At 68.6% G+C, this 19056-nt stretch carries 14 protein-coding genes and 2 pseudogenes; 7 read left to right on the top strand and 9 right to left on the bottom strand.

Annotated features, from left to right (window positions below):
* Window positions 1-503 precede the first annotated feature (503 nt).
* Window positions 504-716: pseudogene (locus ACFCZ1_RS26105) on the top strand (transposase); the annotation flags it as partial.
* Window positions 717-1045: 329 nt separating this feature from the next.
* On the opposite strand, the gene ACFCZ1_RS26100 reads toward ACFCZ1_RS26105, so the two are convergent.
* A complete protein-coding gene (locus tag ACFCZ1_RS26100; RefSeq protein ID WP_376680690.1) occupies window positions 1046-2170 on the bottom strand; it encodes an SMI1/KNR4 family protein in 1125 nt (374 codons plus the stop codon).
* Between the two features lie 168 nt (window positions 2171-2338).
* Between ACFCZ1_RS26100 and ACFCZ1_RS26095 the strand changes: the two are divergent.
* Window positions 2339-2971: pseudogene (locus ACFCZ1_RS26095) on the top strand (transposase family protein); the annotation flags it as partial.
* 93 nt (window positions 2972-3064) lie between these two features.
* On the opposite strand, the gene ACFCZ1_RS26090 reads toward ACFCZ1_RS26095, so the two are convergent.
* Window positions 3065-4969: a hypothetical protein gene (locus tag ACFCZ1_RS26090; RefSeq protein WP_376680689.1), complete on the bottom strand. Its 1905-nt coding sequence runs from the start codon at window positions 4967-4969 to the stop codon at window positions 3065-3067.
* A gap of 816 nt (window positions 4970-5785) precedes the next feature.
* Between ACFCZ1_RS26090 and ACFCZ1_RS26085 the strand changes: the two genes are divergently transcribed.
* From ACFCZ1_RS26085 to ACFCZ1_RS26065, 5 genes are all read left to right on the top strand, one after another.
* Window positions 5786-6475: a Crp/Fnr family transcriptional regulator gene (locus ACFCZ1_RS26085; RefSeq protein ID WP_376680688.1), complete on the top strand. Its 690-nt coding sequence runs from the start codon at window positions 5786-5788 to the stop codon at window positions 6473-6475.
* 227 nt (window positions 6476-6702) lie between these two features.
* Entirely contained in the window at window positions 6703-7527 is an 825-nt protein-coding gene (locus tag ACFCZ1_RS26080; RefSeq protein WP_376680687.1) for a hypothetical protein, read from the top strand.
* Window positions 7524-9755, top strand: a complete 2232-nt coding sequence (locus tag ACFCZ1_RS26075) for a hypothetical protein (protein ID WP_376680686.1) — start codon at window positions 7524-7526, stop codon at window positions 9753-9755. The genes ACFCZ1_RS26080 and ACFCZ1_RS26075 overlap by 4 nt, the downstream gene beginning before the upstream one ends.
* A gap of 116 nt (window positions 9756-9871) precedes the next feature.
* Window positions 9872-10849, top strand: a complete 978-nt coding sequence (locus tag ACFCZ1_RS26070) for a hypothetical protein (RefSeq protein ID WP_376680685.1) — start codon at window positions 9872-9874, stop codon at window positions 10847-10849.
* Between the two features lie 14 nt (window positions 10850-10863).
* On the top strand, window positions 10864-11250 hold the full coding sequence (locus ACFCZ1_RS26065; RefSeq protein ID WP_376680684.1) for a hypothetical protein: 387 nt from the start codon (window positions 10864-10866) through the stop codon (window positions 11248-11250).
* A gap of 135 nt (window positions 11251-11385) precedes the next feature.
* Here ACFCZ1_RS26065 and ACFCZ1_RS26060 read toward each other — a convergent pair whose 3' ends face one another.
* The 7 genes from ACFCZ1_RS26060 to ACFCZ1_RS26030 form a co-directional block, all read right to left on the bottom strand.
* Complete coding sequence (locus ACFCZ1_RS26060) at window positions 11386-12246, bottom strand: immunity 49 family protein (RefSeq protein WP_376680683.1); 861 nt, start codon at window positions 12244-12246, stop codon at window positions 11386-11388.
* A 270-nt stretch (window positions 12247-12516) separates the two neighbouring features.
* On the bottom strand, window positions 12517-13371 hold the full coding sequence (locus tag ACFCZ1_RS26055) for an immunity 49 family protein (RefSeq protein ID WP_376680682.1): 855 nt from the start codon (window positions 13369-13371) through the stop codon (window positions 12517-12519).
* The gene (locus ACFCZ1_RS26050) at window positions 13368-16241 is read right to left on the bottom strand and encodes a hypothetical protein (RefSeq protein WP_376680681.1); all 2874 of its coding nucleotides are present in this window, start codon (window positions 16239-16241) and stop codon (window positions 13368-13370) included. The genes ACFCZ1_RS26055 and ACFCZ1_RS26050 overlap by 4 nt, the downstream gene beginning before the upstream one ends.
* Entirely contained in the window at window positions 16238-16651 is a 414-nt protein-coding gene (locus ACFCZ1_RS26045) for a DUF6507 family protein (RefSeq protein WP_376680680.1), read from the bottom strand. The genes ACFCZ1_RS26050 and ACFCZ1_RS26045 overlap by 4 nt, the downstream gene beginning before the upstream one ends.
* A gap of 112 nt (window positions 16652-16763) precedes the next feature.
* Window positions 16764-17075: a pore-forming ESAT-6 family protein gene (locus tag ACFCZ1_RS26040; RefSeq protein ID WP_376680679.1), complete on the bottom strand. Its 312-nt coding sequence runs from the start codon at window positions 17073-17075 to the stop codon at window positions 16764-16766.
* Between the two features lie 100 nt (window positions 17076-17175).
* Entirely contained in the window at window positions 17176-17508 is a 333-nt protein-coding gene (locus tag ACFCZ1_RS26035; RefSeq protein ID WP_030763942.1) for a hypothetical protein, read from the bottom strand.
* Between the two features lie 117 nt (window positions 17509-17625).
* Window positions 17626-19044, bottom strand: coding sequence for a DUF6177 family protein (locus ACFCZ1_RS26030; protein ID WP_376680678.1), 1419 nt, complete (start codon window positions 19042-19044; stop codon window positions 17626-17628).
* Window positions 19045-19056 lie beyond the last annotated feature (12 nt).

Here is a 19056-nt window from a genome sequence, read left to right as displayed (position 1 = left end):
ATACTGAAGTACGCGCTGAACCTATCGGCCACCTCTGGCGCATTGGTGGCATATGTTGGCATTTCCCTAGCACTGTTCTATCTCTGCGTTCAGGAATTAATTACTGCCACGCTAATTAAATTTAGGCTCTCTCGCTATCCATGGCAGTCGTATTCGATGGTGCTGAATATGTCGCCTGAATTCTATGGAATCGGGCGACCGGTCGTCACTGTGAGTGGCGCAGAAGCTGGAATGGATGTCAAGTTCTTCGTATCTGGATGGTCCTGGCATTCAAGCATGAGGTCGGTAGGTGAAATTTGGATTGCGGGAGACCTGCGGCGAGGGTGCGTTGCTTCGCCACCAGGAGGTGAAGCAACGCTGTGGATGAGGCCCGAGGCCGTAACGCCGTTGGCGATGCTCCGGAACGTAATGCTCCGCGGTAGGCGGTGAGTTTGTTCCGTATTGGCGGTAGGCGTTCCGGCCATCGACGGTCCCCGAGCAGCCGCTCTGTGAGCACCGAAATCCGCGGCTTCCAGGTCCAGCCCAAGCGGTGGGCGGTAGAGCGTACGTTCAGCTGGATCACTATGCGCCGGCGCCTGGCCTGCGACTACGAACGCAGCCCGGCCCACTCCGAAACCGTGATCCGCTGGGCCATGACCGACGTCATACTGCGACGGCTCACACGCGGCAGGCCCGCCTTCCGGACCGGACGACGACCACTGCAACGCATCCACTGAGCGTTTTTCGTCCTCGGTCTGACTTGGCCAGATGCAAGTAGGGACGGCCTGAACCAGGGGGCGATGCGATGATGGAATACCGCAGGTTTCGCAGCCGCCAGCCCTTCAGCGTGGCCGTGGCCTGCTCGCCCAGGGCCCGGATCTTCCCATGGGGGACGTTCACCGCCTACCGGTACCTTGGTACGCCTTGTCGGCGAAGCAGATTGCCTCCGGTTCCACGACTGGCCGCGCACCGAGATCGAAGAAGCCTGCCGTGGAGCGACAGCGACAGGGTGGGTTGTGCTGATGAGTCGGCTACCTACCTCGAACCGGACCGATGAGGCGGTGAGTTATTGGTCAGTAGCGGCTGGTTCTGGGTCGTAGGGCTCGAATTCGATGTAGTCGAGGGGGTCCTCGTCGCGGCGTCCGAGCGGGGGTAGGCCCTCGGTCGCGAACCGACCGCGCAGCCACTCCAGCAGGGTTTTGGTGAGGTCAGTTTGGAGCGATGGACCTTGGTCGGCATGGCGCGGTACAACGATCAATGGCCAGTCGTCCGGCGTGGCACCTTCGGTCAGCCAGCACAGTTGGTCGCCGTCGATGGAGTCGGCGAAGGGCAGGAATCCCCCGGGCTCGGGATAGACGGCCAGCGGGTGATACTCAGGGAACTCGGCTCGCTGCCCCTGGTAGGTCTCCGTGTACCACTCGGCCCACGGTGCGAGCGCGTACTGGTCGTCGTCGAAGGGGATGTTGAAGCGCAGCCAGCCGCACCAGGAGCCGGCCCCGTACCGCTCCATCAGTCGTACGTACTCGCCGGGCAGACGAGTGCCCAGCCGTTTGTACAGCCAGTCCCAGTTGTGCTTACCGAGCACGGGTATCTCCGGCGGCGGGACGAGCGTGATCAGAGTTTCCAGCCCGCTGCCTGTGGTGAGCGCCGCCCGCTGCTGAGCGGTTGGTTCCGGTCGCCGGGGCGGCGGTGTCCACGGGGTGTCCTCCAGGTCGGTTTGCATGCCACTTCGGGCGGCCACCGGGTGCATGCCGTCGGCCACGAGCTGGGCCAGCGTCGGCACGAGCGGGGTCGCGAAGCGCCGCCAGGGGTCGCGGCCCGCGTTCTCGTCGTCCTGACAGTGCATGACGACCGGCCACTGATCGGGGTCGTCGGATGCTGTGGTGTCCCAACAGAGGGTGTCGGCGGTACGGGTGGCGCCGAAGGGAAGGACGCCGGGGGCGTTACGCCGAGTCTGCTGGACCCAGGCTCCGTAGTCGAACCAACCGCGGTTGACGCAGGGCACGTGAAGCCAGAGCCGGGCGCCAATGTCGAGTGGGCCGTACGCGGCAGCGATGGCCTTGTAGTCGGCGGGAAGGCTCGTCCCCAACCAGGACTCGACTGCCGCCCAGTCGACAGGTACGGCGAAGTCGGCTGGCGGATCGCCGAAGATCTCGGCGAATGCATTGACGTGCGGGTCTGAAGCATTCACGGGTCTGTAGACCTTTACCGGGAGCGAACGGATGTTGACCGGGAGGGCGGGGAAGCACGTGAGTACCCTCCAACCTTCCTCAAGGCAGGGCGGTTAGGCTGACAACGTGGTAAAGCCCCTGGTAGATGGGTTTTCGACCAAGAGAACCGTCTCCATCAGAGGCTTCGCATGCTTGTCTACCCGTCGGGTGCCGACGTGTCCAGTTCTGCCCTGCGCCTGCTGTCTACCCGTCTGCGGCAGCACCGTCACGCGATCGGCTCGCGCTGGCGGCGTCTGAGCGCTGGCCGCCAGGCCCTGCTCACGCTCGCCCACCTGAGCGTCGGGATCACGACCGCCTACCGGTACGTCACCCAGGCTGTCGAACTCCTGGCCGACCTCGCGCCCACCCTGACCGACGCGATACGGACCGCGTCGACGAAGGCGTTCGTGATCCTCGACGGCACCCTCCTGCCGATCGATCGCATTGCCGCAGACCGGCCTTTCTGCTCTGGGAAACACAAGAAGCACGGCATGAACGTGCAAGTCCTCACGGATCCCTTCGGCCGACTGCTGTGGGCCTCACCGGCCCTACCCGGCGCCGTCCACGATGTCCGTGCGGCTCGCGAACACGGCATCGTCGATGCCCTCGCCGAGACCGGCGTCCAGTGTTGGGTGGACAAGGCGTATCGGGGCGCCGACGGCACGGTCCGCACCCCCTACTGGGGTCGCTGGGAAATCCTTTCCGCCGGTCAGAAAGCCGTAAACCGGTCCCACGCCAAAATCCGCGCACTCGTCGAGCAGGCCATGGCCACCCTCAAAGCCTAGAGGGCTGCGAGGGCCTTCTGGAACTGCGTGGCTGCCGCTCCTGCCTCTGGTTCCACGTTGTTGGCTCCCTCGTCCCCAGCTGCCCACACTCTAGGGGTGGGCGCCGCGAGGGGGCGGAGGGACGGAGTCATCGAGTGCTGTGAGCCACGGCAAGCGAGCTGGCGCATGCCTCCGTAGGACCCGATCCGCCGGCACGAACTCGTGGACGAGCTCGAAGGCGCGAGCGCTCTGCAGCCGGTGGCAGTCGCCGGCAAGAACTTCAGCGAAGGCCAGCAACTTGCGCCGGGCTTGGCCCTCGAGCACGTGAGCTGCCGCCTTGGCGCCGCCGCTGATCAGCTTCGTGGTGCTGATCAACTCGTCCTTGGCGGCCGCATCACCCTGTGCAAGGGCGGGCAATAGGCGGTCTCGTTCTCCGACCACATGGGCAGCGGCCAAGCAGAGAACCGATGAAGCAGCCGTCTCGGCAGGTTCTCCGGCATTGGTCATGGCATTCGCCAGGAGAGGGAGAACGGCGAAGGGGAGGGGGTCGGAGAGCTCCCAGAGGGGTGCCGCGACTTGGAGCCCGGCATGTGTTCCCCTACGGTCCACGCACAGAGGCGGCCGGCCAAGAGAAGTCTGACGTAGTTCCCAGCGCTCGACGCTGGGGTCCGTCAAGGCGGCCCTGAGAAGCGCCCGGCACGCCGCGCTCAGCGTCTCAACGGAGATGTCAGGCACGTCCAACCGTACGAGGCTGCCGTGGCGTCGGATGTCCAGCACCGGGTATCTGGCTTCTCCAACTGCCTGAAGTACGGAGAGGTCTCGGCTGACGTAGTTCGGGTCTTCCGCGCCCCAGGTGATCAGCGCTGCATTCTGCGCGTAGGCCAAGGCAACTCCGTGCTCGAACCCGTGGCAGATGGCACGAGCTCGGTTCGCTGCGTCCAGTACCTGATCCAGATCCGTGGGTTGTCCGCCTAGGAGGAGCGTGCTGTTGACGGGGTCCCAGCGGAAGTCTTCGTGTGCGTTCGCGTTGCGCCACTCAGTGCGGATCGTCGAAGCCAGGAACTTGCACAGCGGTTCACCGTCTTCAGCCGCCAGCAGGTCCCGTACGGTCGAGAGCGAAGCGCCTTGCGGCACCGCCCTGCCCAGCAGTTCCATGACCACGGCAGCCGTGCGCTTGACATCACCTTCCAGCACAGCCCTGTGTAGGTCCATGGCCGCACGCGCCTTTTCCTCTTGGTGTGCCGCGCGGTTGTAGGCGTCACGGTAGGCAATCTGTCCGCGGTGGGAGGACAGCATCTCCGGCTCGCGAGCGACGTGTCGTGCAATCACCGAACACGTCAGTTCCGGTTCGGCCTTCAGATGGGATGTCACCAGATCACGCGCCAAGAATGCGGCGCGATGCGCCACCAAGGGGCGATCGGACAGGGCGAGGGCGGCAAGGTGATGGAGCAGTTTCACCGTCAGCGGTAGCGATGCATCGACCAGATGCCTCATGCTCCGTCGCAGCCGGCGATCGAGCGCCCTCGGAGCCTTCGCCCAAGCGGCCAGCAAGCGGGCCCGCGACGCCACACCCGACCCGGGACGCAGTTGCTCGGCCGGCATCCCGAGCGTTCGCTGATAGACGTCCTCGTCGGGAAGGCTGGCGTGATCAGCCTTGGCGGCAGCCTCCAGAGTTCGTCCAGTTGCTTGGGCCGCGAGAGCATGCCTCCGTACCTCAGACCAAGCGAACTCCGCCCATCCCTGTTCCAGGCACGTGAACAGCGCTCGCGCCTCGGCCCGATTCGCATTCGCCAGGTCAGTCGCTAACCGTTGCTCTGCCGCGCTGGTGCGGGACGGACTGAACCGGGTGACCTCTTCCGCGACAGCGCCCAGGGCGACCACCGACGCGCGGAGACGCCGCAACAGCTCCGGAAGCTCCTTCCCCACGATCCGGCCGGAAGCGGTCCGCAGCCGCAGAATCTCCGCGACCGTCTCGTCGGTCTCCCGCTGAAGCCCGGGTAGGTCGGCGTCCCTCAACACTGACTTCCATTGCGCACGGGTTACCGGAACAAAGGCCACGTCCTGCTGCCCCGTGATGTGTGCAGGAGGCGGGGAGAGATTCAACTTTCGGATCACCGCTGGCGCTGCGGAACAGGACTCTCGTTCTACTGCGCCCAGTTGGTCGGGCAGGGGTGCGTCCACCAGTACAGGATGGCACCGGCGCCCTGCCCGAGCGTGTTGTTTTCCTCGCTCCTGTCGGTGCCCACGTACGCGACGATGCTGGTGTGGAGCGCGCCGTTTGTGTCGGCCAGATACCCGGTCTGCGTGAGCGCTGCGTGAGCGGACGGGGTGGCACGGGGTGGACTGTGCGGCATGCAGGGGTTGGGCCGTACCTTCCTGACCTGGGGAAACAGGATTTGGTGGCACGGCCCGGCAGCACTCGGGATGATCTTGTGGGGCTTCGTGATGCGTAGGTCTCGGGTTCGAATCCCGAAGGCGGCTCTGTGGAAGCCCCAGGACTCACTCGCCGTGACCTGGGGCTTTTGCTATTTCCGGGGCGGCAGAAAGCGATCTTCGACTTTCCGTGCGTGCCCCTCGCGTGCCCGTCGGCGACCTTGGACGCTGCTCCGCCGTGTCGTGAAACAGCCCCTGCGCCCATCGGATTGCGTCAGAATCGTCAGACGCACGAAGGAGCCGCGAGGGGGAGACGGCCGAGGATTCCTTCCGGAACGCCCAGGCGTCCGTACACGGGCGGGGCGTCGGCGCCGAGTGCGTCCTCGTGCGGGGAAGGACACTACTGTGGACAGCGTTTCCGGCAGGGCGGCTTCAGGCGGCCGGGGGGTGCCGGGCCGGGTGGCCGAGCCGGTTCTGGCCGACATCCGGGTTCCCTATCTGGCCCGTCTGGCCGAGAGCAGCCGTACGGCACTTCGGGCAGCGGGCGTGGAGCTGAACTACCCGGCCCGGACCGTCGTGCTCAGGAAGGGCGAGCCCTCTTCCCACGTCCTGCTGATCCTCGACGGCTGGCTGAAGGTCACCGACGACTCCGCGAGCGGGCACGAGGCGCTGCTCGCGCTGCGCGGGCCCGGGGACATCGTGGGGGAGAGCGCGGCTCTCAACGGCACGCCGCGCTCCGCATCGATGACGGCACTGGAGCCGGTCAGTGGAGTGGTCGTGGCGGCCGACCGATTCACTGCCTTTCTGGACGACCATCCCGCGGCGGCGCGCCAGCTCATGGCCGTGATCAGCGACCGACTGCGGGCGGGTGACCGAAAGAGGCTGGAACTCGCTTCCTGCAGCGTCAAGGAGAGGCTGGCCCGCCTTCTCCTGGAACTCGTGGAGTGGCACGGTGAGCGGGTGCCGGAGGGGATTGCGGTGCGCGTACCGCTGACGCAGCAGGAACTCGCCGGATCGGTGGGCTCATCGCGCGAGGCGGTCACCAAACTCCTCGGCGAGCTGCGTGCACGCGGGGTGGTGGCCACCCACCACCGGACCCTGGTCGTCATGCGGCCGGCGGTTCTGCGGCGCATCGGCGGCTCTGCGTAATCCGTCACATTCGACGTGTGGCAACGGCCCTCCCGGCGCGAGCCGCCCTGCCGCATGGTGGGACGCGGGAACGAGGCGGCGCAGGCCAGGTCCGCCCGGCCGGCTCTCCGCCCCACCGGCACCGCCCCACCGGCCACCGGCCACCGGCCCACCCACCTGACGCCGGCCCACCGGCCCACCTGACGCCGGCCCGCGCGCGGCCGAGCGTACACACGAGGAGAAGTGCGATGGCGGAACCCAGCACGAAGACGATTCTGCTCATGGACATCGAGGGATCGGGGAGGCGGCTCGACAGCGAACAGGCTGTCATCCGCCGCATGTTGTACGCGGTCCTGCGGGAGACCCTCTCCGCCGCGTCGGTCGAGCCGACCGAATACCGCGTCGAAGACAGGGGCGACGGGGTCTTCGTCCTCGTCGACCCCTCTGTTCCCAAGCCGGCGCTGATCAGAGCGCTGCTGACGACGACGCCTACGCGGCTCGTCAGCAACAACCGGCTTGCCGCAGAGGGTGCCCAGGTCCGGCTCCGGATCGTCGTCCACACCGGGGAAGTGGCGCTGGACGGGTTCGGGGCGGTCGGCTCCGATCTCATCCACGCCTTCCGGCTGCTGGACGCACCGGAGTTGAGGGACGCGCTCAAGGCCACGCAGGAGCCGAGTGTCCTGTGCGTGTCGGAGGCCGTCTATCAGGGGGTGGTGCGTCACGCCCACCACGGGATCCGCCCCGAGCACTTTCAGCCGATGGCGGCGGCCGGCAAGGACGGTGTCGAGCGGGCGGGCTGGTTCCACGATTCCGCCGCACGGGACGGCGGGCGGGCCCAGGCGCCTGCTCACGACCCGGCTGCCGCCGCGCCGTCCCCCGCCGCGCCGGCTCCGGCCCGCGGGCAGACCCCGACGGCAGGGGCCGGTTCCGGTCCCGTCCTTCACGCGCAGACCGGCAACTTCTTCTTCGGGACCACCCGGATCGCCGGGGACGCCATTGCCGGGGACAAGTACGTCGGCATCGACCCGTCCGAGCGGAACCGGCTTCGCAACTCGGGGGGCGCTGACCGATGAGCAGCCAGGAAGACAGGGGCGGGGCGGCTCGCGACGGCGCGGGGCGCGACGAGGACAACGGCTCCGAGCCGGAGACTGACGGCCCGGCGCAGCAACCGGCCCCGGAGCAACCGGCCCCGGAGCAGGAAGAGGTGCCCGCGCCCGGGGCGTGGGAGGCTGTCGAACAGCTATTCGCCCTTGCGCCGCACCTGCGGGCCGGCCGGGCCAACGTCATGGGCGACACCCGTGTGTCCGGCGATGTCGTCGCCGGTGACAAACACATCGGGGTGCACCTGCACGGCGAGGCGTCGGCACGGCTGCGTCCGAGCGGGCCCGTGCCCGGTGCGGACCTGGAGCGGGTGGTCCAGACGTTCGCGCCCAGCCGACGGTACGACGAACTGTGCGCCGAGCTGGCCGAAAGCCGCGTCCTCGTCCTCCGGGGGCGCCGGGGCACGGGACGCAGGACAGCCGCGTTGCGGATGCTGTCGCAGGTCACCAAGGGTGTCGGCGACGTGATCGCGCTGGATCCCGGCACCGAGCCCGCAGATTTTGCAGATCACGTCCTGCCCGGCCGGGCGCATTTCGTGACGGATCCGCCCGCGGTCGAGGACGGCCCGCTACGGGACGTCCACCTGCACGCCGTTCGCCGACGCCTGGCGGATTCAGGAGGCTTCTTCGTCGTCGTCGCGAGTCCGGGCGCCGTCCTCGACGGGGTGGAGGGACGCGACTGGGTGCCGCCGCGGCCCGCCGATGTCGTACGCGCCCACCTGGAGCACATGATCGGATCCGCGGGCCGGTCCCCGTCGGCGGAGCCGGCCGAGATCCAGCGGCTCCTGGAGATGGAGGTGACCGTAGGGTTCTTGAGCGCCGGTCCTGCACCGCACGAGGCGGCCGGGTTCGCCCGGCTGCTCGTCGAGTACGTGAACGGCAGGTGCGGAACCGAGGAGCTGGCCGGATACGGCCGTACATCCGCCGACCGGGTGGTCGACTCCTGGTTCGGCCGGGGTGGACCGGGCGGCGAGATCGAGCTGCGGGACAAGGCCTTCCTGATTTCGCTCGCCGCCTTCGACGGATCGCCGTACCCGCTGGTCGCCGACCTCGGAGACGGCCTCTACCGGCAGCTGCTCGGCGCCGAGGAACCCGACCGTCCGGCGGGCCACCCGGTCTTCGGCACCTGCAAAGGGGACCGGCTGGCGCTGGCCGGGGCGCTCGAATACGACGACGAGACCGACACGCGGTGGGGCCGGGTTCCCGAGCCGGTCGTCGCCTTCGAGAACGGTCACCTCTGGAGTGCGGTCCTGCGCCACGTGTGGACCAGCCATCCTGCTGTCAGGAGTCCGATGCTGGACTGGCTGGACGTCCTGGTGGCAGACCGGCGGTCGCTCGTACGGCTGCGCGGGGCGGTGACCGCCGGGGTGCTGGCGGCCGCCGACTTCGAGTACGGGTTCGATGCGTTCCTCACCCGCTGGGCCTCCTCGAAGAGCCTGATGGAGCGCCAACTTGCATCCTGGGCCCTGTACACCGCGGCGGAACACGGCATGGACACGGTGGTCAGGCGGTTGCTGAGCGGCTGGAGCCGACAGCACGACCAGGGGCGCCGATGGACGGCGGCACGGACGTACGCGCTGCTCGGCGGCGCCACCGCGGCGACGGCGCTGCGGGACATCGGCCGGATGACCGCGGCAGGCCCGGCGCCCGATGCCGCGCTTCAGACGGCACTCGAACAGACGGTGGACGCTCTGCTCCAGGGACCGGCTGGCCCCGCGGTGGTCGAACAGCTCGTGGAGTGGCACGGCGGCCGCGGCCCGCTGCGCGAGCTGGCGGCCGCGGGATTCCTGCGTGGCACACGGCGACGCCGGTACGAGCCGGGATCCCACGGGGCCTGGCCCCGGTTGTTGCGGCTGGCGGACCAAGAGGCCCCCGCGCGGCGGCACATCGTCGCCCTGTGGCGCGGTCTGCTCGGGGACCGCGTCTCACGCGACGCCGCCCGGGAGGGGCTCACCCGATGGGTCCGCGCCGCCGAGACGGCGTCCGCCAGGTCGGCCGCCGCCGGGCACACGGTGCCTTCGGACATCGAGCAGGCGCTGGGGCGGCTGCTGCCGGAGCTCGTCACCACCGCGAACGAGAGGGAGCGGCTGGACTACCTGCTGCGCCGGTACGGAGACGGCACCGGTCTGCCGAGCGCCGCCGCGGCCCGGCTCCGGGCCGCACTGCCCGGCCGGCCCTCCGATTCGCCCCTGACCATCTGACCCCGGGCACACGGCCCGGGCCGCACCGGTCGGCGCCCGCTCCTGGCAGCCGCCACTTTCCGACAGCACAGACATCGCCGCAGGCGAATTGAGAACCGAAGCAGGAGAAGAAGAAGATGACGTCGATCGTCAACGATCCCGTACGCCACGTACGGAACCTGCACCGATTCGAGTACGTGCGCAATCGACCGCCGACGTACGCCGAACGGGCCCTGGTCTTCCTCGCGCCCGGGGGGCGGCCGCAAGCGTATCTGCCCCACCAGCAGCCCACCCGCGGCGAGTTGGTGAGCAGGAACTTCCGTACCTTGTACGAAGTGGAGATGGGCATTCAGCACATGTCCCTGGAGCACCGTCTGCCCAGCGACGGGGATGCCGCGTTCTTTTCCGCGGAGACGGACCTGACGTGGCGGGTCACCGACCCCGCCGTGATCGTCGAACGGCACATCCGCGATGTCCGCGCGCTGCTCGAACCGCGTCTGCTGACCCGGATGCGCCGTGAGAGCCGCCGGTTCGACATCGAGCGCAGTGCCGAGGCGGAGATCGCGGTGATGGAGGCACTCGCGGCCGAACCACTGGCTCTGGCCCAGGGGCTGGAGGTCTCCTGTGATGTCCGGCTCAGTCTCGACGAGGAGGCGATGCGTCAGCTCTCCTCCCTCCGGACCATCGATTACAGCAAGGTCCGGACGCGCAGCGAGCACGAGCTGACCCGGATGCGCACGCACAACGAGCACGAAGTGATGGAGGAGCGGACCAGCTTCTACGCCACGTTGCTCGCGGGTGGCGAGATGGGCCGTTGGGGAGCCCATCTCGCACAGAACCCCGGCGACATCCCGCTCGCGATCTCTGCCATCCGCGACGACGAACGAGAGGCCAGCGGCAACCAGATCCGCATCATCGAAAAGCTCCTCGACTCCGGCGTCGTGGAGGACCACATGGTGGAGGAGACCGCGCGGGCGGCTTTGGAGAGCGTGAAGGCGCGGCTCGTGGACGCTGGACAGGGCCGCACCCGTAAGCAGCCGATCTACCGGGAGCAGTTGGAGCGGGCTCCGTTGGACGGGGATGCCGAGTGGGAGGCAGCGGGGAAGCCCGAGTGAGTACCGTGACCACTGTGACCACCTACCCGGAGGTGGTGCGGGCCGTCGTGTCCTTCCTGCTGCTGGCCGCCAGCCTGTACGTGGTGTGCAGATGGGTGACCGCACCCCTGTTGACGCATCTGGGCACCGGGGTCGAGTACGCGGTGAACGTGGTCGCTGTCGCGTTGCTGCTGCCCGAGTACTGCTGGACCCGGGCCCGGCGCCGCGTATCGGGTCGCGCGGGCTCCTTCGCCTACGCGTACGGGGACGCCGTGTGCGCGCTCGCGGGAGCCGGTCACCGGTGCGCGGGTACCGTGCTGTCCGCCCTGCACGAGGCGTCCCTGCGGCTGGGCCACCGGGGTTCCCTGTGGACGGCCTCCCTCGGCGCCGCCGCACTGGTGGTGGTGCCCCGCTTGGTGTGATCGCGACCGGGTGGGCACGCTGCGTATCGGATGGGTCTTCACCGCCATCGGCTGGACGCTCGTGCCCACCTCGAACGCCGGCGGGAGGACGGTGGTCATGCGTACCGGGCGCGTGCCGCACCTCGCGGCGCGCGGTTACGCGTCGAACTCGCCGCGCCAGGCGAAGTCGAGCAGGGCTTCGGGGAGGTAGCCGGACTCGACCTCGACCGGGATGCCGTTGGCCTTGGCCAGGCAGGCGATGGCCAACGGGCCGAGGGCGACGACGCCCAGGATGTTCTGGGCGCGGTCCTCGTCCGCGGTCCAGTACTCCTTGTGCCAGCGCACGGCGTCGGCCAGGGCCTCGTTGAAGCCGGCGGCGTCGTTGCGCAGGTAGCGGTAGAGCATCATGATCGGCGGGTACCGGAGCTTGGACATCGTCTCCGCGTCGAGGACGCGGGCCTGCTCGGCCGCGCTCAGGTCCACGGCGTTCACCAGGTGCGTGCGCAGGTCGTCGCGGTGGAGCCAGAAGCTCTGAAGGGTTTCCACCCAGGCGTAGGTGTACTCGTCCAGGGCTCCGCCGAAGTCGCGCAGCAGGGACACCGGGATCCGGGCCAGCATGTCGAGACGGGCTGCCTCGCGGCAGATGATCGCGAGGTAGAAGGCGTCGAGCCAGGTGTCCGCGTTGAGGTAGGTCTGCGGTCCGGTGGTGGCGAGATGGCGCTCCTCCTCGCGGATCTTGCAGGTGACCGTCTCCTGGTCGGTGGAGGTGGCGGCGAAGACGGCCGAGTGCACCTGCATGGCCAGCAGCCAGGACTCCCAGGTCTCCAGCATGACGGCACCGGGGTCCCCGACACAGCGGACGAGGGCGACGTTCAGCGACCTCATGACCGCGCCCGACCTGGAGTTGTGCGAAGTCTCGATCTCCTCCAGCGAATAGGACAGCGACCCCTCCATGACGGGAACCACCGCCGCCATCTCGTCCTTCCGGTAGTCCTGGCGCGGCACGATCACGGTCATGGGCGTATCCCGGGGACAACGGTGGTCATGAGGTCCTTACGTGGGGAATTCGCCGCACCAGTTGCGTCCCAGGAGGGTGGCGGGCACATGCTCGGACTCGACCTCGATCGGGAGGCCCACATCGTGGGCGGTACAGGTCATGGCGAGCGATGGAGGGAAGATCGAGGCTCTCGGGTCCAGCAGGCGGTGCCCCTTGGCGAAGGTGAGCGCGGTCGTCGACCGCCGGGACGGAATGACGGTTCACCACCACCGTCACGTTTCGCGCACCTGTTATGTGGGGAACTCGCCCACCCAGTCGCGGGTGAGGAGGTGGTGGGGAAGGTATCCCGATTCGACGTTGATCGGCATTCCGCCGTCGCGTGCGTGGCAGGCGAGGGCCAGAGGGGCCAGGGCGAGGTGGCCGTCGGGCTTTTCTGCTCGCTGTTCGTCGACGGACCAGTAGGCCTTGTGGAGTTCGAGGGACTGGACGAGGAACTCGTTGAAGCCGCTGGGGTTGTTGGTAATCAGCAGGTAGAAGAGGTTGATGGGCGGGGCGAGCACAGTCTGGAGCAGGCCGTGCGGGGTGAGCGTGGCGACATCGGGCCGGGACATCTCGACGGCGAGGGTGAGCTTCTCCACCAGGTCGGGTCCCTGGAGCCAGTAGGTCTGGAGGGCGTCCACCCAGTGCCAGACGAAGGTGTCGTAGCCGCTGGATGAGATGCGGCTGAGCGGGACTTCCGCAAGTTGGGTCAGGCGCTGCTGGTCCCGGCAGACCATGGCGAGCCAGAACGTGGTCAGCCACGCGCCCAGGTCGGCGAAGGCTGCCGGGCCTTCGGCCGGAAGCGTGCGCATCTCACGGTTGATCCGGCACTCCACGGTGCCCTCGTCCGCGCACACGGTGGCGAACACGGCCGAGCCCAGCTGCAGCGTGTTGACCACGGCCTCCCACGTCTCCAGCCGCTCCGCACGCGGATCCACGGTGCAGCGCGCTCCGAGGTGCAGCAGCGCGTCGTTGAAGGCCGTGGGGAGTGAATGCGGGTACTCCTCCAGCTCGCCGATGTCCCGGGCCAGACTCACCCAGAGACGCTCGGCCCATTCTTCTTCCGTGGCCCCCGGGGTGAAATGCCGACTCACGATGACGGTCACGGAAGGCTCCTCTTGCTCAGGTCGAATCGCTGGTAGTGGTAGCCATTGTACGCAGGCGCGTTGGCGTCGCCCTTGATGACCACATAGTCCAGCTCACCCTTCTTGAGGGCTGTCTTCAAGGCTTCCGCGAGATCGTCCTCGCTCTTGATCGTCTTTCCTCGTTCCTTCATTTCCCGAATGATGTCGAGGAAATATTCCTGCGACCCCTGGGAAACTCTGCGCCCATTGGGCAGGTTCCGGCCTCCGAGTTGCGTTTTGATACTGCTCTTTGCTTCGACGACGACGTACCTGCCGTCCGGCCGGCGCCACACCTGGTCGAACTGGTCGTTGCCGTTCTTCGGCCCGTGCAGGGTCTCCTTCACGGCACCGGCGTGGTTCTCCGCGATGTAGTGCTGCTCCGCGACGAACTCGCCGTAATGTTCGGTCACCTTGACCATCTGCGTGTGGGCTTCCCGGTACGCACCACGGCTCTCCGACCACAGACCGAGTGTTTCATCCGTGCCGGTTAGCTTGTGGGTATCTGCCGCTTCCTGCTTGAGCCTATCGGCAAGTTGGTCCCACTCAATGGTGAAATAACGGTCCTCAGTGGCGTTCTTGAGCCTGTCCAAGCGTGCCGGATCGGTAACCGTTCCGGCGTCCCTGTGAATGAGCTTGGGGTCGATGTAGTGAGGCTTGGGCGGGTCGGGTGCATCCTTGGCCCTGATCCAAGGGGCGTTCTCACTCTCCCTGGTGAGCTGGGGCGGATTGTATCCGCTCTCGTCCAGGTAGCTGAGCCTCAGTCGGTTTCCGTTGTTCTTGTAATAGGCGTCGAAATATCCGGGCTCTGCATTGGCCCGGTAGACCTGAATTTCCTGGATCTGGTCCACGGTGAGACGCCCGGGACGGCCGTAGGGATTGTCGCCGTTGAGCATGAAGCTGGGACGTTCCACCGGCTTGCGCGGGGTGGCGGGAGCCGCTGTTGCCGCGTCGCCCGTGGCGCCGGTGCCCGGGGTATGCGTGGCCGCGTCGTCCGCGCCGTGGCCGAGGCCGTCCAGGCCCCCGGTGCCCGGCGCCTGCGGGTGGCCGCCGCCCGCGCCGTGGCCGCCTGTGCCGGTGCCGTCGGGGTGGGTGGCTCCGGAACCGGGGCCGTCCGGGTGGGTGCCGCCGCCGCGCGGGGTGTCGGGGCCGTGGGTGGTCGGGGTGTCCGGGTGGCCGCCGCGCGGGGGCTGGTTCAGGTCGCCCCGCGGCATGTTGTCGGGGGCGTGGCCGCCGGGGGTGTGGTCCGGGGCGTGGCCGGTCGGGGTGTGGTCGCTCCTGTGGAGCGGGTCGGAGATGTCGGAGCCGAGGCGGAACGCGTCGTCGCCGCCGCGGCCGCCGACGCCTTCCAGGACGCGTTCGGGGACCTTGACCGTGGCGGGGGAGTCCACCTTCGGGGCGTCGACCCGTGGCGTGTCCGCCTTCGGGGTGTCCACGATGTCCTTCGGGGCTTGGTCCGCCTTCTGGATGGTCTTGCCGGCGTCGTCGTAGATGTTGCCCTTGGGGTCCATGAACTGGGCCGGGCCGTCACCCGGGATCTTCACCGAGCCCGGCGGCAGCGTGGTCGTGCCCTCGGGCAGCTTGATGTTGCCGTCCGGGAGCTTGACCGCTCCGTCCGGGATCGGAGTGCCCTCGGGGAGGTGGATGGCGCCGTCGGGCAGCTTGACCGCACCCTCGGGAAGGGCGATCGCGCCGTCCACGTTGATGTTCGGGATTTCGACCTTGCCCAGGCCCTTCAGCCCGGCCATCACGTCGCCGATCTTCGAGATGCCCGCGCCCGCGCCCTTGAAGACGTACGTCATGGGGTCGACGATCCGGCCCGCCTTGCCCGCGACCGACAGGGCCTTGGCCACCGCGCCGGCCTTGCCGGCGCCCGAGACCGCGCCGCCCGTGCCGCCCGTGGCGATGGTGGTGATCACGTTGAAAGTGACCGCACCGGCCGCGCGGCCCGGGTTGGAGCCCCACTGGTCCCACGCGAGGAGGGCCTTGCCGGTCTCCTTCATCGCGGTGCGCGAATCGCGCAGCCAGGAGGGGAGTTTGTCGTCCGGGACGGCCATGAACAGGGGGCCGACGCCGGGGACGGAGACGATCGCGAGGCCGGTCGCCAGCTTGGCCAGACCGGTCCAGGACTGCTTGAAGGTGTCCCAGCCCTGGAGACCGACGAGGCCGCCCAGGCCCTTGAGGGTGCCCCAGACGCCGTCGACGAAGAAGCCCTTGGTGAACTCCCACGCGTGCTCCCACACCTGCCAGCCGGGGATCGACTCCTCGACCGCGTCACCCCACGGCAGGGACTTGGCCTGCTTCAGGGCCTCGGCGTCGTAGCCGTACATGCCCTTGCCGTGCGAGCCGTCGTCCTTGATGAGCCGCTTGCCGCCCACCAGAGCGACGATCTTGGCGTGGGCGGCCGTCTCGACGTCCTGGAACTGGGCCCAGACCTCGGCGATCTTGTTGCGGCGCTCGAGGTTCTCGTCGATCAGATCGCCGTCCTCGATCCAGTCCTTGTCGTCGGCGACCTTCGCCCGGAACGCCTCGGCTTCCTTCTTCAGCGAGTCCAGCCGCTTCGCGATCGGCTCCGCGTCCCGCGCGTACGTACCGAGGGCGCCCGCGATCGTGCACATGTCGGAACTGATCTTCAGGCCCAGGTCGGAGACGGGCTTCGTCGTCGCGAAGAGCTGATCGGCCTCCGGCGCCTGGTAGAACGCCTGCAGCCCGCCGAAGCTGCTGTGGACGTCGCCCGCCGCCGTCGAGATCGCCGCCCCGCCCGACGAGATCGCCTTCACCTTCCCGTCCAGCAACGCGAAGTCCCCCGTGAAGACAGGTACCTCGGCCGGATCGACCGGCGCGTTCCCGCTCACTTCTTGTCCCCCGAGTGCTCGCGCAGATACTGAAGGTTCACGGAGCGGGCAGCGTCCTGGGCCGCCTTCGCCTGGTCCAGATCGCCTTCCAGGTATTCGTTGGTCGCCGTCGCGGCACCGCGCATGCAGGCCTCGATGCGCTCCGTCATCGACTTGAGTTCCTTCTCGCGGCCCTTCAGGTACTCACCCAGAGCGGCCGCCACCGGACCCATGGCATTGCGTGCCTGGCCGGGGGCCAGCGGACCGACAACCTTCGCCGCCGAACCCGGCACCGCCGTCCCCGCATACTCCGCCGCCTGCGACATGTCCGTCAGCAGGGCGTTCAAAGCCTTCTCCAGCTCACCGGCATGCCCGCCGACGGTCTTCAACTGCCCCTGCACGCCCTGCGGCTTGATGTCCCACGACGTCATCGACGACCCACCCCCGTGTACCCCGCTGCCCTACCGACCCGCTGCCCCACTGACCAACCGACCCACCGACCTGCTGACCTGCTGACCTGCTGACCTGCTGAAACGATCCTGCTCAGCCGATGTTGTCGACCGCGGCCTTCGCGCGCTGAAGCGTCTGCCGCGCCGTCGCATCGTTCTTCTCCAGCGTCGTGTTCAGCAGCCGGATGATGTTCTTGACCTCCTGGGAGGCGTTCTTCCACCGCAGTTCCTTGGCGTGGTAGTCATCCGCCACACCGTCCGCCGCGAAGTCCGACATCGCGGCCGACACCTGCGCCTCACGCGCGGCGATCACCTGCTCCAGCTGGCCGATCACCGCCTTGATACCGCCCTGCACCTCGGTCGAGGCGCCCACGTCGTACGCACGACGGTCCGTCCCACTTGCCATCACAACCACACTCCCCGTGAAGAACGAAGACCCGGAAGACCCGGAAGACCCGGAAGACCCGGAAGAAGACCCGGAAGACCCGGAAGATTCGGAGCCGGGCTCAGCGGCCGCGGAAGCGGGCCGCGTCGAAGTTCGCCGAGCCCTGCGTCTGCCGTGCGTTCTCGCCCTGCTCCTGGTCACCCGACCCGAACGCCTGCTCCATGCCCGACTGACCGCCCAGGATCGCCGCCAGGGAGGCGTTCAGCTCCTTCGCGATGCCGTCCGCACGCAGCTTGAACGAGTCGAACGCGACCTTGCCCTGCCCCTGGAACTTGCCCTCCAGCGGCTGCGCCGCGGCCACCAGCTGCTTGATCAGCGAACCCAGATCGGTATTCGAATTACGCGACCCCGACATCAGGTTCGTCAGAACCTGCGTCCCCATGTCGAACTTCATCCCACTCCCCCGCACTCTCGATCGATCGTAAATATGTCCGGTTCTATCAACTCACATCGCTCCTGCAACGGGCAACGGGCCACCTGTGACCCACCTATGACAAACCGCCAGGCATCTTCACGAGCCCTTCAGATGCCTCATCAGCTGCTCGAACGCGCTCCACCCCGACAGGTCCGACGGATCCCCCGGCAGCGGGTAGTAGTAGGCGGGACGGGCCTTGGGGCCCAGCCGCAAGGGCTGTTCGGCCAGCGGCGTGCGCCGGGCCCGGTCGTCCGGCATCCGCCGGACCTCCTCCGCGCCCAGGACGAAGGCCAGCGGTACCCCCGGCCCCTCGAAGCGCGGCGGGACCAGCAGATCGCGGCGCGCTTTGCGGAGCTGTACGAGCATCGACTGGAGGTTGTGGCGGATAACGAGCGCTTCCGCGGTGCGCTGCAGGGCCTCCAGCGGCAGCTCCTCGTCCGGGCCGTAGCCGAACGCCAGCGTCACGTCCTCCTCCACACCCGCCTTCGTACGGCTGATCCGCACCGTTGCGAGGGCGGGCCGCCCGGGGCTGCCCACCACCACGAACCACGTCGGCTCGGGGGCCCGCGTGAACGCCACATCGGTCAGCCGTCCCGGCGACCAGGGCAGGTTGGCCGGCTCGGCCGTCCCCCACCCCGCCGGGGGTTCGCCGGTCAGCTCGCGCCACACCGTCTCCAGGGCGCCGCCGAGGACCAGCCGTTCGTCCGCGGGGTGGATGGTGCGGAAGGTGAGGGCCAGCTGCCGTTCGCCCGTGTTCACCGCCTCCCGGTACGTGGCGGCGACCGGGGTCCGCGGGTCGTCCTCGGTGGCGTCCGGCGCCACGACCGTGGCGAACATGCCGTCCTGCCAGCGCAGCACCGCGCCCGACAGGCCGTCGAAGTAGCCCTCGCGCTCGTCCTGCACGACCCACCGCGACGGCCAGCCCGGCAGGTTCGCCAGTACCGCCGGGGACAGCGCCGTCCCGGGCGGCGTGACGATCTGCAGGCCCCGCTCGGCCGCCGCGGCGGCCCGGTACGCGTCGGAGAGCCAGGCCGTCATGGCGACGACCGGGCGGTCCATGATGACGACGGCGACGTTGCCGGTCAGCACGTCGACGGCGGGCTGCGCCGCCGCGGGCGTCGGCGCCACGCCGATCCCGGCGCTCTCCACCACCGCCACCGAGCGCGCGGCCTCCGGCGGCCAGGCGGTCCCCCCGCCCAGGGAGGCGATCCGGGCCGCGAAGGTGCCCGCGAGGCGCTCGGCCTCGGGGACGCCGGTGGTGGCGCGGGCCTCGGTCCACCAGAAGGGGACCCGCGGCGGGGTGGCCCCCAGCAGCCGCTCGGCCTCTCCCTCCACCTGGACCAGCAGCGGTGCCTCGATGGAGACGAGCGGTCGCCCCTGCTCGTCGCAGAGCTGGACGACCGCGCCCTCGCCCGTCGTGTCCACCAGCTTGTCGGGGCCGCCGGAGAGCAGGCCCGCGAGCACGGTCCAGGGCTCGGGCATCCGCGGCGTGAGGGCTATGACGTCCTTGGTCATGTGGTCCTGCGG

Source organism: Streptomyces sp. NPDC056224, from assembly GCF_042267665.1.
In the GTDB taxonomy this organism is placed as follows: Bacteria; Actinomycetota; Actinomycetes; order Streptomycetales; family Streptomycetaceae; genus Streptomyces.
The sequence above is the reverse complement of the archived record's forward strand: the minus strand, read 5'-3'. Positions and strand labels throughout refer to the sequence as shown.

Excerpts from the sequence above, each read along its gene's own strand:
- ACFCZ1_RS26080 (WP_376680687.1), top strand. The coding sequence starts at position 6,703 with ATGGCGGAACCCAGCACGAAGACGATTCTGCTCATGGACATCGAGGGA.
- ACFCZ1_RS26075 (WP_376680686.1), top strand. The coding sequence starts at position 7,524 with ATGAGCAGCCAGGAAGACAGGGGCGGGGCGGCTCGCGACGGCGCGGGG.
- ACFCZ1_RS26070 (WP_376680685.1), top strand. The coding sequence starts at position 9,872 with ATGACGTCGATCGTCAACGATCCCGTACGCCACGTACGGAACCTGCAC.
- ACFCZ1_RS26060 (WP_376680683.1), bottom strand. The coding sequence starts at position 12,246 with ATGACCGTGATCGTGCCGCGCCAGGACTACCGGAAGGACGAGATGGCG.
- ACFCZ1_RS26045 (WP_376680680.1), bottom strand. The coding sequence starts at position 16,651 with ATGACGTCGTGGGACATCAAGCCGCAGGGCGTGCAGGGGCAGTTGAAG.
- ACFCZ1_RS26040 (WP_376680679.1), bottom strand. The coding sequence starts at position 17,075 with ATGGCAAGTGGGACGGACCGTCGTGCGTACGACGTGGGCGCCTCGACC.
- ACFCZ1_RS26035 (WP_030763942.1), bottom strand. The coding sequence starts at position 17,508 with ATGAAGTTCGACATGGGGACGCAGGTTCTGACGAACCTGATGTCGGGG.
- ACFCZ1_RS26030 (WP_376680678.1), bottom strand. The coding sequence starts at position 19,044 with ATGACCAAGGACGTCATAGCCCTCACGCCGCGGATGCCCGAGCCCTGG.